Annotated in this window: 11 protein-coding genes and 1 tRNA gene; 9 read left to right on the forward strand and 3 right to left on the reverse strand. The window is 52.7% G+C overall.

The genetic code is table 11. The features are described from left to right. The first annotated feature begins 8 nt into the window (after nt 1-8). The 4 genes from C9I98_RS22870 (at nt 9) to C9I98_RS22885 (ending at nt 2,339) form a co-directional block, all read left to right on the forward strand. Nucleotides 9-85: transfer RNA gene (locus tag C9I98_RS22870), tRNA-Asp, on the forward strand. A gap of 281 nt (nt 86-366) precedes the next feature. Beyond that, the gene (locus C9I98_RS22875; RefSeq protein WP_036828929.1) at nt 367-666 is read left to right on the forward strand and encodes a hypothetical protein; all 300 of its coding nucleotides are present in this window, start codon (nt 367-369) and stop codon (nt 664-666) included. 96 nt (nt 667-762) lie between these two features. Then, on the forward strand, nt 763-1,959 hold the full coding sequence (locus C9I98_RS22880; RefSeq protein ID WP_107272522.1) for an MFS transporter: 1,197 nt from the start codon (nt 763-765) through the stop codon (nt 1,957-1,959). A 41-nt stretch (nt 1,960-2,000) separates the two neighbouring features. After that, nucleotides 2,001-2,339: a DUF2799 domain-containing protein gene (locus C9I98_RS22885; protein ID WP_107272523.1), complete on the forward strand. Its 339-nt coding sequence runs from the start codon at nt 2,001-2,003 to the stop codon at nt 2,337-2,339. 79 nt (nt 2,340-2,418) lie between these two features. On the opposite strand, the gene dapD is transcribed toward C9I98_RS22885, so the two are convergent. Next, entirely contained in the window at nt 2,419-3,450 is a 1,032-nt protein-coding gene (gene dapD, locus C9I98_RS22890) for a 2,3,4,5-tetrahydropyridine-2,6-dicarboxylate N-succinyltransferase (protein ID WP_036818409.1), read from the reverse strand. Nucleotides 3,451-3,706: 256 nt separating this feature from the next. Further along, nucleotides 3,707-4,006, reverse strand: coding sequence for a YebG family protein (locus C9I98_RS22895; protein ID WP_036818407.1), 300 nt, complete (start codon nt 4,004-4,006; stop codon nt 3,707-3,709). An 82-nt stretch (nt 4,007-4,088) separates the two neighbouring features. Between C9I98_RS22895 and C9I98_RS22900 the strand changes: the two genes are divergently transcribed. Further along, a complete protein-coding gene (locus C9I98_RS22900; RefSeq protein ID WP_036818405.1) occupies nt 4,089-4,775 on the forward strand; it encodes a DNA-3-methyladenine glycosylase I in 687 nt (228 codons plus the stop codon). 13 nt (nt 4,776-4,788) lie between these two features. On the opposite strand, the gene C9I98_RS22905 is transcribed toward C9I98_RS22900, so the two are convergent. Beyond that, nucleotides 4,789-5,697: a LysR substrate-binding domain-containing protein gene (locus C9I98_RS22905; protein ID WP_036818403.1), complete on the reverse strand. Its 909-nt coding sequence runs from the start codon at nt 5,695-5,697 to the stop codon at nt 4,789-4,791. Between the two features lie 124 nt (nt 5,698-5,821). On the opposite strand from C9I98_RS22905, the gene C9I98_RS22910 reads away from it, so the two are divergent. The 4 genes from C9I98_RS22910 to recD all read left to right on the forward strand — a co-directional run bounded on the left by C9I98_RS22910 (nt 5,822) and on the right by recD (nt 16,430). Beyond that, on the forward strand, nt 5,822-6,799 hold the full coding sequence (locus tag C9I98_RS22910) for a TDT family transporter (protein WP_036818413.1): 978 nt from the start codon (nt 5,822-5,824) through the stop codon (nt 6,797-6,799). 201 nt (nt 6,800-7,000) lie between these two features. Further along, a complete protein-coding gene (gene recC, locus C9I98_RS22915) occupies nt 7,001-10,456 on the forward strand; it encodes an exodeoxyribonuclease V subunit gamma (protein ID WP_107272524.1) in 3,456 nt (1,151 codons plus the stop codon). Nucleotides 10,457-10,732: 276 nt separating this feature from the next. Further along, nucleotides 10,733-14,338, forward strand: a complete 3,606-nt coding sequence (recB, locus tag C9I98_RS22920) for an exodeoxyribonuclease V subunit beta (RefSeq protein WP_036818610.1) — start codon at nt 10,733-10,735, stop codon at nt 14,336-14,338. Beyond that, nucleotides 14,331-16,430: an exodeoxyribonuclease V subunit alpha gene (recD, locus tag C9I98_RS22925; RefSeq protein ID WP_107272525.1), complete on the forward strand. Its 2,100-nt coding sequence runs from the start codon at nt 14,331-14,333 to the stop codon at nt 16,428-16,430. Before recB ends, recD begins: the two co-directional genes overlap by 8 nt. Nucleotides 16,431-16,476 lie beyond the last annotated feature (46 nt).

Raw genomic sequence — 16,476 nt, forward strand, 5'->3', positions numbered from 1 at the left:
GTTTGAGTGGAGCGGTAGTTCAGTTGGTTAGAATACCGGCCTGTCACGCCGGGGGTCGCGGGTTCGAGTCCCGTCCGCTCCGCCACTTATTAGAAACCTCAGTCGAAAGGCTGAGGTTTTTTGCATTTCAGAAGAGGATGTTCGTTCTTCGGACGAATGAGTCCCGCTCGTGCGCGAGTCCGATGGAGCGCCAGCCCGGCCGTTCCGCCACCTATTAAGAAGCCTCGTCGAAAGACGGGGCTTTTTACGTTTGGCTTCGCTAGACATACCCATTTACAACTATTTGAAGTAAGACTTTGCTTCTGGCTTGTGTTTGGGTGGTTTGTTATGAGAGGGTAACGGCAATTGATTTTATGGGAGTCACAAATGAAGTTTTTCTTTGAACGAACGGAATCTGCAACTGATATTAAAATCGTTCTAAAGCCCCACTCGCTTTACGCAATGTTACTGATGCTGACACTTTGGCTAGGCAATGACTTGCTCCTGCAGTCTGCCCCGATCAGCCAGGTTTTGATGCCAGTATTTATCGTGTTTATGGTGATCCGCTTTTTCTCGTTAATCAAAGTGCAGAAAGAAGTGATTGTGGCGATGAAGCAAGGCAAGGTTGCGACTCAAGGCAGCAAGTTTTCTTTCACGAACCCGTTCACCTACATCATCAGTAAGTAATCATTCCTAATGGGAAATAATCCCTTAATACCACGCTGATTATCCTCTCCCCCTGTTACGTGCATAATAGATAGAATTCACAATACGGGGGGAAGAATGGGATCATTTAGCTGGAAGCCGCTGTTATTAGCCTGCCTGATCGTCAGTATCGGGCAATTTAGTCTAGGGTTGATCTTTCCCTCCTTGCCGTGGATCGCGGCTGATCTTCATTTGAGTACCGAACAGGCGCAATTGCTTGTGTCCGGGTATTTGTTTGGTTTTGGTACGTCTCAGCTTGCCTATGGCCCATTGTCGGATGTGTTCGGACGTCGCCCCGTACTGCTCTCTGGTTTATTAATTTCCCTATTGGGCTTGGTACTGGCGGTCGCATTTGCTGACGATTTCTCTTGGTTACTTACTGGGCGGGCTATTCAAGGTGTCGGTGCTGGTAGTGTGGCTGTGCTGGCTAGGGCGACCATTCGCGATAGTTACCAGCGCCAAGACTTGGTCAAGGCAATGACATGGCTGGCTATCGTCGCTGCCTTCACCCCGATAGTGGCCCCCGTGATTGGGGGGATGCTAAACCATTATGCGGGCTGGCTATCGGTGTTTATCCTGTTATTGGCTTACATTGCCATCGTGTGGTTAGTCCTGCTGTTTACGTTTAAAGAAACCTTAGCCAAGGCATCAGCCCCACAATCTGTGGGTGGGCTAGCCCGCTCCTACTTTTCGCTTATCCATGAACGCCACTTTCTATCTTTTGCAGGTATCGGCTGGGTTAACTTCTCCTTGGTGGTGATTTCGATATCACTGATGCCGTTTATTATGCAGGTGCAAATCGGGCTTTCTTCCGAGCAGTATGCACTGTGGGCGATGGTGCCGGCCTTTGGCTTGTTGTGTGGTGGTTTGGTGTGTCAGCGGTTGCGTCCAAAATTGGGAACAAAACGCATGCTGCAATTGGCGCCGTTGCTCCATTTCGTCGCGGGGTCGGTGCTGATTGCGGCTCCGCTTGAACCAGCATGGATGAGCCTTGGCCATTTCCTGTTGGCGATGGCTAACGGTATCGCATTCCCATGTGCCCAATCCTTGTTGTTGGTTCCCTATGCCAAGAAAGCCGGTACCGTAGCTGCGTTATCGGGAGCATGCCAGATGGTGTTTGCATCTTTGATTAGTAATAGTTTGCTTAAGCTTGGGATCAGCGATGCATGGCATCTGGGGGGCGTGATGGTGATCGGGGCGGTGTTAGGCCTGCTGCTGGGTGTGATCGGTACCCAAAGCGAAAGCGGCCAACGTGCAGTGGCAGCACTTAGCTGATCAACCATACTTAAGGCAGTTCTTTTATTGGAGGAATTGTGATGGCTAGTTGGGTGATTCGATGTTTGGCTGGGTGTGTCATCCTGATGCTTGCGGGCTGCGCAGGCTATCATGAAAATGAACTAGCCAAGCAGCAAGAATGGGAGCAGTTAGGTGAGTATCATGGCGGGCAAGGCTACCGGGAGTGGTCAAACAACGATCTGAATAAGCACGGGGCTTTATCGGAAACGGATTATGAAAAGTATCGCGCGGGTTATTTGCAAGGGCGGTTTGAGTATTGCAGCGGCAGGAATAATGTCAACACGGTGCTCAACCCTGCCTACCCCGATGAGTGCAACGACAACCGTTCTAGTTATGGCTTAGTGGAACGTGGGTATTGATATATCGCAGGGCTTTCTAGGAGCACCTAACAAGAAAAAGGCTGCCGAGGCAGCCTTTTTCATATCTACATTCAAGCAATTAGTTATTGCTGTGTAGCTCGCTGTTTAGCTCAACAGCTGATTTGTTTGCCAAGCATTCGATCTGGCCTGTCACTGAGTTGCGACGGAAAAGAAGATCAGAAACGCCAGCTAGGTCGCGTGCTTTAACCATTTCAACTTCCTGGCCATTGTTGTCTAGCATGCGTACTTTTGAGCCAGCTGTAACGTATAGGCCTGATTCGATAGTACAGCGGTCGCCCATAGGGAAACCAAGACCAGCGTTAGCACCAAGTAGGCAGTTTTCGCCAATAGAAACAACAACCGTACCGCCGCCAGATAGGGTACCCATGATAGATGCACCACCACCGATGTCTGAGCCGTTACCGACTACAACACCAGCAGAGATACGGCCTTCGACCATGCTCACGCCAGTGGTACCGGCATTGAAGTTGATGAAGCCTTCGTGCATGACTGTTGTGCCTTCACCCACGTGGGCACCAAGGCGAACGCGTGAAGTGTCAGCGATACGTATGCCAGCTGGTACAACGTAATCCACCATTTTCGGGAATTTATCTACGCAATCGACAGTAAGTGTCTCACCGTTTAGGCGAGCTTCGATCTGACGATCGGCCAATTCTGGTAGGTCGATAGCGCCTTGGTTAGTCCAAGCGATGTTGTGCAATAGGCCGAAGATACCATCAAGCACTAGGCCGTGCGGTTGCACTAAGCGGTTTGAAATAAGCTGTAGCTTTAGGAAGCCTTCAGCAACGGAAGTAGGTGCTTCGTCTGTTGCTAGGATAACAACCACCAATGGCTGTGAAGACTGCGCCGCACGGCTTGCAAATTGTGCGCTTTTTTCTTCGCCAGCAGCATCAAACGCGGCAGTTAGATCCGCACTTTGTGCAGGAGTGATTTCGATTGCTTGGTTGCCTTCTTTGTAATCGACAACAGCAGCAATAGCGCTAACTAGCTCAGCTGATGGGTTAAGAATTGGGGTTGGGAAAAAAGCTTCGATGATTTTGTCATCGCGGTTCTTGGTTGCAGTACCTAGGGCTAGTGAAAAGCTGGCCATTATTGATCGTTCTCCATACTAAAAAGGTCGAGCGCCGTTCGGCAAAGCCGAGAGGTTTCCGTTAAGGGCTCAGGTTTTTGGATCTATTCATACTTGGAAACCATCATAATGACACTTGAGCGGATATTGAAGGGGTAAAAGAGTAAACAGTTAAAAATGACGAAATTATGACTGGGATGCGGGATATATGGGAAATGAATGCATAAAAAAACCTCCAGATCGGAGGTTTATTCATTAACCAAAACAGTATTTGTACTTATGCTGCTTCATCTGAAGCGGCGTCAGCTACTGGCTCAGGCTTGGCAGCCTTCTTTTTTGGCGCGGCTTTTTTCTTCGCACCCAGTGCAATAAGCACTTCTTCACGCTTTTGAGCCAAGAACAGTGATAGTTCTTCTTGCTTGGCTTCATCCTCGAACAGTTTACTTTCGCCTAGCAAAGTAAACATATCATCAGCCATATCAAGCATTTTGTCGTATGCGTCGGCTTCGGACTTAGAGGTGAAAGTCATCTTTTCTTCTCCGTTGCGCTCAACTACATATTTGACGATAACAGCCATGGTCACCCTCTCCGAAATTGATTTACTGGCTGCTTATACAGTAGCATGAAGGCCATTGTCCAGTGATAAGCGTGTTAATGTGATGGCGAGAGAAAAATTTGCTCAAATTTATGCCCGTGCCGCAGAGCGCAAGGGTGGGGAAAGTGTGCTAGAAAGCATGTTGTCAACGCCCTTGTCGAGTGAGCAATTGAAGCTGATTGGCGATGACCGCTGGTTGGCAGCTTTTACCCAGAAGGTGTTTCAATCGGGGATCAGCTGGCAGGTTGTGCGGAATAAATGGCCAAATTTCGAAGAGGTGTTTTTTGGTTTTGATATTGAAAAAATGCTACTGATGCCCACTGAGATGTGGGAGCGAAAAGCAACCGATCCTGCGATTATTCGTCATCTGGGTAAGGTGATGACAATTCCGGAAAATGCCCACATGATCCATCAAGCCTCGGTGTCACATGGCTCATTTGCCAGTATGGTTGCCGACTGGCCGCAGGATGATATTACAGGCCTATGGCGCTACCTGAAAAAGCACGGCAAGCGTCTTGGCGGCAATACCGGCCTCTACACCCTGAGGATCATGGGCAAAGATACATTTATCCTGAGCCAAGATGTTGAATCTTATCTGCGTAATACCAGCATTATCGACGGTGGCCGAGATACCCTGAAATCCCTAAATGCAACCCAAGCAGCCTTCTCGGAATGGCAACAAGAGTCTGGCCGACCTTTGTGCCAGATCAGCCAAATTATCGCCTTCAGCAATGGAGACAACCGCATCTAGGGTGTGCCAGATGCTAGTTTGGCGCTGTTGTACTCTGCGGTAAATTCCACTGTTGGCAAAAGGCGATAAACAGCTTGAGCAACGGGCTTTGGTATTTCTCTTTGTGGTAGAGCAACCAGTATTGGCGCTGCATATTGAGCGGAAGCTCAAGCAGTACTAACCTGCCATCATTGAGTGCATGCTCGGCGGCGCGGCGTGATAGGCAGGTAATGCCGAGCCCTGCCGCGACGCAGTTGATAATTGCTTCGGTATTGTTGAGCTCGAAAGCTTGGTGCCACAGCTCTAGCCTTGGTGAAATGCGGCTTAAAAAGAACTCCCGGGTGCCCGAGCCTGGCTCACGCAAAATCCATTGCGATTGTTCCAGATCCGATAATCTCAGCTGCTTCATTTTGGCTAGCGGATGCTCGGGGTGGCAGGCGACGACCATCTCATCCCCGAGCCAAGGCTGCACCACTAAATCTTCTTGCTGCACCTTACCTTCAACCAAGCCGATATCCAGCTCGAACTCACCCAGCATATGGCAAATCTGCGCCGTATTGGAAATATACAGTGACTGGTCGTTGTGGCCGGAATCCAGCCTGAAGTCACGGAGCAAGAAAGGGGTGACTTGGTTGCCGACCGTATCACTTGAACCGATTTTAAGCTTGCCCGTAACCGGGCCTTCCTGATCGAAAAGTTGCTCGATGGCTTGGCTGCGGGCCAGTAGTTCATCGGCAAGGGGGAGCAAGCGTTTACCCTGCTCGTTGATCAGCAGGCGGTTGTTGTTGCGGTCGAACAATTTGTGATCCAACTGCTTTTCAAGCTCTGATAATGCCATGCTGACAGCGGGCTTGGACAGAAACAGCTTTTCCGCAGCTGCTGTGATAGTCAGCTCCTGCGCGACTGTCACGAAGACTTTCAATTGCCTAAGGGCGATATTCATATGGCACCGTTCAGATAAGTTTAACTTCTGGTTAAATGTATTCAATTATTATAAACCCATCAAATTATATACACTATTTCTGTGTTCAAAACAGGCTGGTTTCAGGCTAGAGATGGGGGTTGAGATGATTCAGGCAACAAAAAGAAAAGTATTTGGTGCGCCTACACCAATGGCAGGATTGGCGCTAGGTATTGCAAGCCTGGGTTGGTGCTGGGAAAACGCGTCTGATCTCAACGGAATGGGGCAACTAGGCGGGGCAGCGATTGCTAGTTTGTTATTGGCTATTCTGCTGGTGAAATTTATCTTGCACCCGAAATCACTATGGAACGATCTAACCCACCCGGTAGTGGGGAGTGTGGTGCCGACCTTTGCCATGGCGACCATGGTGGTATCGAATGCGATAGGCCTATATTTTCCTTTTGCTGGTGAAGCATTATGGCTGTTTGCGGTGATACTGCACATGATGTTCTTGGTGCTGTTTGTTTACCACCGCGCTGTTGAATTTGAATTGCACCATATGGTGCCAAGCTGGTTTGTACCGCCGATTGGGATTGTTGTTGCTGATGTGGCTTTCCCGGGTGGTGAAATGCTTCCTTTGGCCGAAGGTTTATTAGTCTTTGGTATGGCAACTTATGCGGTGATGCTACCAATCATGGTTTACCGCCTGATCTTTAGCCATGAAATTCCTGATGGCGCGAAACCAACGATTGCGATTATGGCAGCGCCAGCCAGCCTTTCGTTGGCGGGTTACCTGACGGTGATCCAATCACCGTCACCGGTTGTGGTTGGTTTGCTCGGTGGCATTGCAGTACTGATGACGTTTGTTATCTATGTGGCCTTCTTCCGTCTGCTGCGCCTGAGCTTCAGCCCAGGCTACGCAGCCTTTACCTTCCCGATTGTGATCAGCGCGACAGCTTTGTTCAAAACAGCGGCGTGGATGGCATCGGTTGGCGTGGCTGATGAGTATGTTTCTCAGGTATCGACACTGGCGCATATTGAGTTGTATGTGGCGACAGTGGTAGTGAGCTATGTAGCGTTGCGTTACCTTGCTTTCTACCGTCCGATTTCGCGGTTATTGAGTCCTGTTTCACACAGTGCTTAAGCCTTGGGGGATGCATGACACCTGCTGTAGTTTGTAGATTGCGGCAGCAGGTGAAGTGTTTGCAAGGTGGTTAGTACAGGGATAAATGTGTGCCTTTTGCCCAGTTAATCTGGGCTTTTATTCATTTCTACTTTTTGGTTTGCAGACAACCAGTTGATGGTAGACAATCAAGGGAACTTTCTCTTTGCGTGAGATCCCTGCGTGTTTACTGTCTACCACTCAAATCAGCTTGATCTTCTCAAGTCACTGCTTGTCGAGCTTATTCGGCTCGACCCATTGGATAACCCGTTTGAACAAGAGCAAATCTTGGTACAAAGCCCTGGGATGTCACAATGGCTTAAGCTGGAGCTGGCGAAAGCCCAGGGCATTGCCGCTAACTTGGAGTTTCCGCTACCGGCCACCTTTATTTGGCACATGTTCACCAAGGTGCTCGATGATGTACCCGAGCGCAGTGCCTTCAATAAAGAAGCCATGACCTGGAAGCTATTGCAAGTCTTGCCACTCATGCTCGATAAGCCAGAGTTTGAACCGTTGGCGAATTATTTGCGTGAAGACGAACAGCAGATCAAAAGCTATCAATTGGCAGAGAAAATTGCCGACATCTTTGACCAGTACTTGGTATATCGCCCCGAATGGATTCAGGCTTGGGAGGCGGACCAGATCGACCCCGAGCTGGTGGCCGAGCATCCCTGGCAGCCGATGCTATGGCAGGCACTGTATGACCAAACGCTGAGCCTAGACCAGTCGCCGTATCACCGTGCCAACCTTTACGACAACTTTATCGAAACCCTCGAAGGTTACCTTCAAAGCGGGACGCCTTTACCTTCTGGTCTACCTAAGCGCTTGTTCGTTTTCGGCATATCGGCCCTGCCGCCACGCTATCTTGATGCGCTCGCGGCACTGGGCAAGCATATCGATGTCCACCTGATGTTTACTAACCCTTGCCGCCATTATTGGGGGGAGGTGCGCGACCGTAAGTATTTGGCCCGCTTGGCTGCCAAGCAACGCCAGCAGTTGCAGTGGTGCGCGGATCACAGCGAAAAAGGCGGGGTGATCTCGCCGTTAAAAGGCGATATTGAAGACAATGTTATTGACGATACCCATGAGGGGGCGGTAGGGAACACCTTGTTGGCCTCGCTGGGTAAGTTGGGGCGCGATAACCTGTACCTACTATCGGAAATGGAGGCGCAGGATGTCGAGGCGTTCGTCGATATCGAACCCGATTCGTTGCTGCACGCCCTGCAGGCCGACATCTTGAACCTGGAAGACCGGGTCAATGATGAAATTACCGAAAGCAGTCAACATAAACTGCCTATCGGCCAGGGAGACAAGTCGCTGACCATCCACGCTTGCCATTCACCGATGCGCGAGGTGGAGGTGCTGCACGACAACATGCTGACGATGCTGGCGGAAAACCCGGCGTTATCACCACGGGATATCGTGGTGATGGTGGCTGATATCAACAGTTACAGCCCATATATCCAGGCGGTGTTTGGCAACGCGTCTGGCAACCGCTATATCCCGTTTTCGATTTCCGACCGCAGTGCCGATCAGGAAAACCCGGTGTTGCTGGCGTTCTTGCGTTTGTTGAGCTTGCCGGAAAGCCGTTGCCAAGCGTCCGAGTTGCTTGAGCTGCTCGAAGTCCCAGCCGTGATGGCCAAGTTTGGCCTCGATAGCCAGCGATTTGAGCGTATCAAGCAGTGGATTGAGGAAGTCGGGATCCGCTGGGGGCTGGATGACGATACGGCTGGTGAATTTGAGCTGCCGAAACAGCAGCAGAACACCTGGTTATTCGGTTTGCAGCGTATGCTCTTGGGCTATGCGATGCCGCAGTCATCGGGTTTGTATCAGGGGGTATTGGCCTACGACGAAGTACAGGGGCTGGATGCCGAACAGGCAGGCCAGCTTGGCCTGTTTATTGAAACCCTGATGCAGTATCGCCACCAGCTGGCGGTGGCCCAGCCGGTTGGCGAGTGGATAGCCACCCTTAACCAATTGCTGGACGATTGCTTTGCGGTGGACATGGATGGTGAGCTGGTACTGCGGATGATCCGGGATAAGTTGCAGCTGCTGGAGCAGCAGCTGGGTGACGCCGGTTACAACGGCGATATTACCCCTGCCGTGATGCGCGACTATTTAAACGACAAGTTGTCGGGTGAACGGGTTAGCCAGCGTTTTCTGGCCGGGCAGGTGAACTTCTGTACCTTGATGCCGATGCGCTCCATCCCGTTTAAGGCTGTATGCTTGTTGGGGATGAACGATGGTGTTTATCCGCGCTCTATTCCGCCGGAAGGGTTTGACTTGATGGCGGGCCGGGCGAAATACGGCGATCGATCGCGCCGGGATGACGACCGCTACCTGTTCCTTGAGGCGCTGCAATCGGCGCAGGACATTTTGTATATCAGCTATGTTGGCCGCTCTATTCAGGACAATAGCGAAAAAATGCCGTCGGTGCTGGTGAGCGAGTTGGTTGAGTACTGCCAGCAAGGCTATTGTTTGGTCGGTGATGAGGCCCTGTCGGTTGACGAATCGGCGAAAAAGATGGCCCAGTCGATGACTTACTCCCATGCCTTGGTGCCGTTTAGCCCGCAAGCCTTCCTTGGCGCGCAGCCAAGCTATGCCGCAGAGTGGCTGCCTGCCGCCAATCGTGAACTGGTGGCTGTGAGCGAGTTTCAGGCTAACCCGCTACCGCCGGAAGTAGCGGATAGCGTGACGGGCGAAGTACTTGAGTTGGCCGAATTGGCTCGCTTCTGGAATCTACCGGTTAAGCATTTCTTCAATCGCCGCCTAAAAGTCTTTTTTGATGCTGGTCAGGGGGCGGTAGAAGACGATGAGCCATTTGCCCTCGACGGCCTTGGCCGATACCAGCTACGCCAGTCATTGTTGACGGCATTCTTGGAGCATCATGCCTTACAACCAGACGGCGCAGAAAGCCGCAGGGAAACGGTCTTTGAACAGTTTTCCCAGTACCAGCAGGCTGCGGGGGGATTGCCCGTCGCGCAGTTTGGTGAATTGGAATTATTGGAAGAGCGCACCCAGATAGAAGCGTTGGCTGACACTGTTATCGGACTAATGGCTTCGCCATTGCCGGATGTCGAAGTTGATATCAGCTTGGCCTTGGGCGATCGCCAGTTGCGCCTTCAAGGCTGGCTCAAGCACGTGAGCCAGCAAGGCTTGGTGCGCTACCGACCAGGCAAGATCCGCTCACAGGATATCTTGCTGGGATGGCTGGATCACCTTTGCCTTGCCCTGTCGGCCAAGCCGGCCAGTACCTACTTGGTTGGCGTTGACGGCAGTTTTGTTTTTGAGCCTGTGGCGCCCGAGTATGCCATGGCTCAGCTAACGGCATTGGTGGAAGCCTACTACCATGGCTTGACCCAACCGCTGGCGTATTTTCCCCGCACGGTATTGGCGGGGATGCAAGCAAGGCTGGATAAACAAGGCAACTGGTGCGACGACGAAGATACCCTCGGCAAAGCGAAGGGTAAGATGGCGGAAGCCTTTAACGGTGGCTACATGTTCGAGGGTGAAGGCAACAACGCTTACATCAACCGGGTATGGCCGGAGTGGCATGACGAGCTTGCAGCGGATCTTCAGAGCTGGGGTGAGTCGTTGCTGAAACCAGCAGTAATGCATTTACGGGAAGATCAGAAATAAAGCAGAGAAGGTGTAGCGTGGCCGCCAGCAAATCATTGTTGTTTGTAGGGTGTTCGCTGTACGACCACAGGTCCAGAGGTGACCAAATTTCGTGCCTCGGATACTAACGGACACGGCGGGGAGAAAACGTGAAACACTTCTCATATTGATATAAGACTTAATGTTTTTATTCGATATATTTATTTGAATTTGCCTCTGATCACAAAAAATAATCTTGAGCAGACAAGGCGACACTGCGTTTTTGCCTTGTTGAACTAACAGGAATCTGTGCATCTAATGACTCAGCAACCTAACACAATAATCCCGCAAGCCTTGGAGCCGATGTGTTTTCCGCTTCATGGTAACCGACTGATCGAAGCCTCGGCGGGCACGGGTAAAACCTTTACCATTGCCAGCCTTTACCTGCGCTTGCTGCTTGGCCATGGGGACTCCGCTAGCCGCTTCCCCCGTGAACTTACCGTTGATCAAATTCTTGTCGTGACCTTTACCGAGGCCGCGACCGCTGAGCTGAGGGATCGTATCCGTCGCCGGATCCATGATGCCCGTATCGCAATTAGCCGTGGGGAAAGCGATGATCCGGTGATCAAGCCGTTGTTGGAAGATATTAGTGATCATAAATCGGCCGCGGCCATCTTGCTGCAAGCCGAGCGGCAAATGGACGAGGCGGCGATATTTACGATCCACGGCTTTTGCCAGCGGATGCTAACCCAAAATGCCTTTGAGTCGGGCAGCCTGTTTAACAATGAGTTTGTGACCGAGGAAAGCCACCTTCGGGCACAGGTGGCAGCTGACTACTGGCGCCGAAATTTCTACCCGCTGCCACGCAGCTTGGCGAGCGAAGTGAGAAACATTTGGTCGTCCCCTTCGGCGTTGCTTCGGGACATCAATGTCTTCTTGTCGGGAGCGGAAGTGGAGATCCGCGCCCCCGAGCTAGAGGGCGATTTACAACAGCTGCATGACGACAACCTTGCCCGTATCGAGCGAGTGAAAGTGCTATGGCGCGAAGGCGCCGATGATTTTCATGACATCATTAGCAGTTCGGGGGTAAACAAGCGCAGCTACACCAAGACCAGCTTGCCGAAAGCCCTCGCGGAAGTCACCGAATGGGCGAACCGCGACAATACCGGCTACAAGCTGTCCAAGGCGCTGGAGAAATTCGATCAGCAGGTGCTGTTCGACAAAACCAGCAAGGGGCAAGCACCCGAGCATCCGGCGTTTGTGGCGATTAGTGAGCTGCTGGCCGACAAGCCAAATGTGCGTGACCCGCTATTGGCACATGCCATCAAGGAGTGCCGCGAGTTACTGTCCGACGCGAAGCGCCGTAAGGGCTGGTTATCATTTGATGATCTGTTGACCCAACTGGCAGCAGCACTGAGCCATGATGAAAGCGCGATGCTGGCGGCGAGGATCCGCAATTTGTTCCCGGTGGCGATGATCGATGAATTCCAAGATACCGATCCGCTCCAGTACAGCATTTTTAATACGGTTTATGGTGAAAAACGTCAGCTCCCGGAAGGGGAGGAAGCCAGCGCTTGCGGCTTGTTTATGATCGGGGATCCGAAGCAGGCGATCTATGCCTTCCGCGGTGCCGATATCTTCACCTATATCCAGGCGCGCCGCCAGGTGACGGCGCACTATACCTTGGGTACCAACTGGCGCTCTACCGCCGAGATGATTGAGGCGGTGAACTGTATTTTCGAACAGCCCAAGCGCCCGTTTATTTACGATAACGACATTGCCTTCTTGCCCGTTGCCCATAGCCCGAAAGCGGCAAGCCGGGGCTGGCAGCTGGCGGGCGTTAAGCAGCCAGCACTAAGCTTCTGGCGCCAGGAAGCCGATGAGCCGGTTAAGAAGGGGGATTACCAGCAAGCCATGGCACAGGCCACCGCGGCTGAAATCCAGACCATCTTAACCCTGTCCCAGCAAAACGAGGCGCTGCTGGTTGATGGTGATAACACCAAGCCAATTAATGCCAGTGACATTTCGGTCTTGGTGAGAACCGGTGCCGAGGGAGCGCTGGTAAGGCAAGCACTGGCCGAGCAGGGCATTGCCAGCGTTTATCTGTCGAATCGTGACAGTGTTTTTGCCAGCATTGAAGCCATTGATATCCAACGCTTCTTGGGTGCGGTACTGACCCCGGAAGACGATCGCAGTATGCGTGCAGCCCTGGCATCCGGCTTGTTTGCCTTAACGGCGGAGGCGCTGGATAAGCTCAACACCGATGAAGCCGAGTGGGAGCGCCATGTCGCTGAGTTTCGCGGTTACCGCCAGCTATGGCATAGCCGTGGCGTGCTGCCGATGCTTCGGCATATGTTATCCAGCCGCGCTATCCCGGAAATGCTGCTAAGCCAAAATGGTGGCGAGCGTCGCTTGACCGATATCTTGCATATCGGCGAGTTGCTCCAGCAAGCAAGCCAAACCCTAGATAGCGACCACGGCCTGATCCGCTGGCTGGCGGAGCACATTGAAGCGCCCAATGGCAATGCCGACGAGCAACAACTGCGGTTGGAGTCCGACCGCAACTTGGTACAGATTGTCACGATCCACAAATCGAAGGGCTTGGAGTACGATCTGGTTTTCCTGCCGTTTGTTTGTAGCTACCGCGAGGCGGGGACAGCGCTATTCCATGATGAGCAAACCCAGCAAGCCGTGCTGGATATCGCCGCTGTGGAAGAAAGTATGGAGTTGGCCGAGAAAGAGCGGCTGGCGGAAGATCTGCGCCTCATTTATGTTGCCCTGACCCGTGCCGTTTATGGCTGCTATATCGGGATGTCACCGGTGCGTAAAGGACTGAGCCGCAAAGAGCCGACCGGGTTGCACCAGTCAGCGATAGGCTGGTTGGTTCAAGATGGCGAGGAAGGTGGCCTGTTTGAGTTGGACAATGCGTTGGCCGGCTTAGCCAACGCGTCGTCGGCCATCCGCGTGGTGGCGCCGCCTCAACTGCCGGAAACCCCGTGGCAGCCCGTTGAGGAAGAACAGCCCGAGTTGGTGGCGGCCTCCTTTGACACCGAGCTTGATCGTAGCTGGTGGATCACCAGTTATTCGGGGCTGGTCAAGCAAGGCCATAGCCACCATGACGCATCGTTCGAGCTGCCGGGTTTTGATACCGACTCATCGCAAGATGCAGAAGACGGCGAGGAAGCCGAACCCGTTCGCTCAATTTATACCTTCCCGAAAGGGGCAAGGCCGGGTACTTTCCTCCACACCCTGTTCGAGGAAATCGAATTTACCGCACCGGTGGATAGCGAGCAGACGACCGAGAAAATCCTAGAGCTGCTTCGCCTCGAGAACTACGACGAAGAATGGCTACCGGTATTGCAGCAAATGGTGGGAGATGTACTGTCATGCCCGCTGGATGGCAATGACTTGTTGCTAGGTAGCCTGCCGCCGTCACAGCGCCTGACCGAAATGGAGTTTATGCTGCCGATTAATGTGTTGTCAGCGCCTTTGCTGAACAAGGTGATAGCCCGCCACGATGAATTGTCTGCCAGAGCCGGAGAGCTGGGTTTTGCCACGGTAAGCGGCATGCTGAAAGGCTTTATCGACTTGGTGTTCGAGCACCAAGGGCGCTATTACGTATTGGACTGGAAGTCGAACTGGCTCGGTGATGATCCGGAGGTTTATCGGGATGAAAAGCTGAAAGCGGCGATGGCCGATCACCGCTACGACCTGCAATACCAGTTGTATGCCCTTGCATTGCACCGGTTCTTGAAGAGCCGCAAGCCGGACTATGACTACGATACCCACTTTGGCGGGGTGTACTACTTGTTCTTGCGGGGCGTGAAGGCGAACAGTAGCAGCGGTATTTTCCAGGCGCGCCCAAGCTTGGCCATGCTGACCGATCTCGAAAGTTTGATTGATGGAGAACTCATTGATGCTTAAGCGCCTTGAACAATTAACCCGTCAGGGGCGCCTGCGCCCACTTGATTACCAATTCGCCAAATTTGTTGCGATGAGCCTGGCGGGAGGCGGTGACCAAGCCCAATCAAACCTAGTGACCTTTATCGCGGCATTGACCAGTTACGAGTTGGGGCAGGGGCATGTGTGTCTGCCGTTGTCCAAGTTCGATATTCAGCGGGCTTTCGGGCTGACACCTGAGCAAAATGCCCAGTTGCAGCAAGGGCTGCCCGAGGTTGGCCTGTGGCAAGATGCCTTGTCGCAATCTGTCGCTGTTTCTGATGGTGGCCAACCGACCCCGTTGGTCATGGATAGCCAGCGTGTGTACTTGAGTCGCTATTGGCAGTTTGAGCAACTGGTGGCGAGCCACTTAAAGCGTTCGTCGAATTCAACGACCTTGAGTGCGAAAGATATCGATATCATGGCGGCCAAACTCGATGAATTGTTTGCCCGCAACTACCGCTTTTTGTTCCAAGCATTGCACAAGCTCAGCCAGGCTGGCGAGGCCAATACTGCGCAGGCGCGCCAATACGAAGTGTGCGATAAGCTCGATATCGTTGCGTCAGAGGCGCTCGATTGGCAGGCCATCGATTCGGTGTTGGTGGCGGCCGAGCATATTAGCGACTTGGATGCCCTCGATGCGTTGGTGCCAAACGCGGCGTGTATGAATTGGCAGAAGGTGGCGGCAGCGGTTGCCTTAACCCGCCAATTTGCTGTGATTTCCGGCGGGCCGGGTACCGGTAAAACTACCACGGTTGCTAAGTTACTGGCGGCGTTGGTCACCCAATCTCTGCAAAGCGAAGCGCTGGATGAAAATGGCCAGCCACGGCTGCCAGACATTAAGCTGGTCGCGCCGACAGGTAAGGCGGCAGCACGTTTGACCGAGTCGATTGGTGCTGCGGTTGACTCATTGGCTGTCGAGAAGGTGGTGAAAGACAATATTCCGACCCAATCGAGTACCCTGCACCGATTGTTGGGCTCCATTCCAAACCGGGTGGCGTTTCGCCATAACCGCGAGAACCCCCTTCACCTTGATGTGCTGGTGGTGGATGAAGCCTCGATGGTTGATTTGCCGATGATGGCGCGTTTGCTGGACGCCCTGCCGCCCAATGCCAAGCTGATCTTGCTCGGTGACCGTGATCAGTTAGCCTCGGTAGAGGCGGGGGCGGTCTTGGGTGATATTTGTGCCTTTGCTGATCAGGGGTACAGCCAGCAACAAAGCCAGTTGCTTGGCCAGCTGACCGGCTTTCAGTTTCCCGTCCAGCTGCAGTCGCTGGGCGTGGTGGCAGATAGCCTGTGTATGCTGCGCAAGAGCTATCGTTTCCATGCCCAATCGGGGATCGGACAGTTGGCAAAAGCCATTAATGCGGGTCGCCCGCAACAGGTTGATAGGGTATGGCAACAGGGCTTCAAAGATATCCACCTCTACCCGCTGACCAGCGATAGCTACCAGTCGATGGTGAATATGTCAGTGACCTTCTATCGTGATTACCTCGATGCTATCTATGAGCGGTGCCCGCCTGCGGAGGTGCTAAAGGCTTTTTCGAAAGTCCGCTTGCTATGCGCCCTGCGCGAAGGGGATTTCGGTGTGGTCGGGCTCAACCAGCGCATTGAGCGAGGGCTGGCAAGGTTGGGGAAAATTGCCCCTGATGAGGAGACTTGGTATGTCGGTAGGCCGGTGATGATCAGCCAGAATGACCACGGCCTTGGCTTATACAATGGTGATATTGGTATCGCGATGAAAGATAGCGAGCCCGATCCGCAAACTGGCGAGTACCGTACCCGGGTATTTTTTGAAATGCCGGATGGTTCGATACGCGGGGTGTTGCCAAGCCGTTTGCCGGAGCATGAAACTGTGTATGCCATGACCATTCACAAATCGCAGGGCTCGGAGTTTGCCGATACCTTGATGGTACTGCCAAGTGAGTTTAGCCCGCTATTGACCCGTGAGTTGACGTATACCGGTATTACCCGGGCCAAGGAAAAGCTGTACTTGTTTGCTAGCCCGGATATTGTCAATCGTTCGGTCAAACTGCGAACCGAGCGAGCCAGCGGCTTGGCCGAGTTGCTCAGCTAAGGCGCGCGATAAGGGGCATTGGTAGAAGAAGGCACTGACGTTGGTC

Origin of the sequence: Photobacterium sanctipauli (assembly GCF_003026495.1) — a bacterium.
Classification (GTDB): domain Bacteria; phylum Pseudomonadota; class Gammaproteobacteria; order Enterobacterales; family Vibrionaceae; genus Photobacterium; species Photobacterium sanctipauli.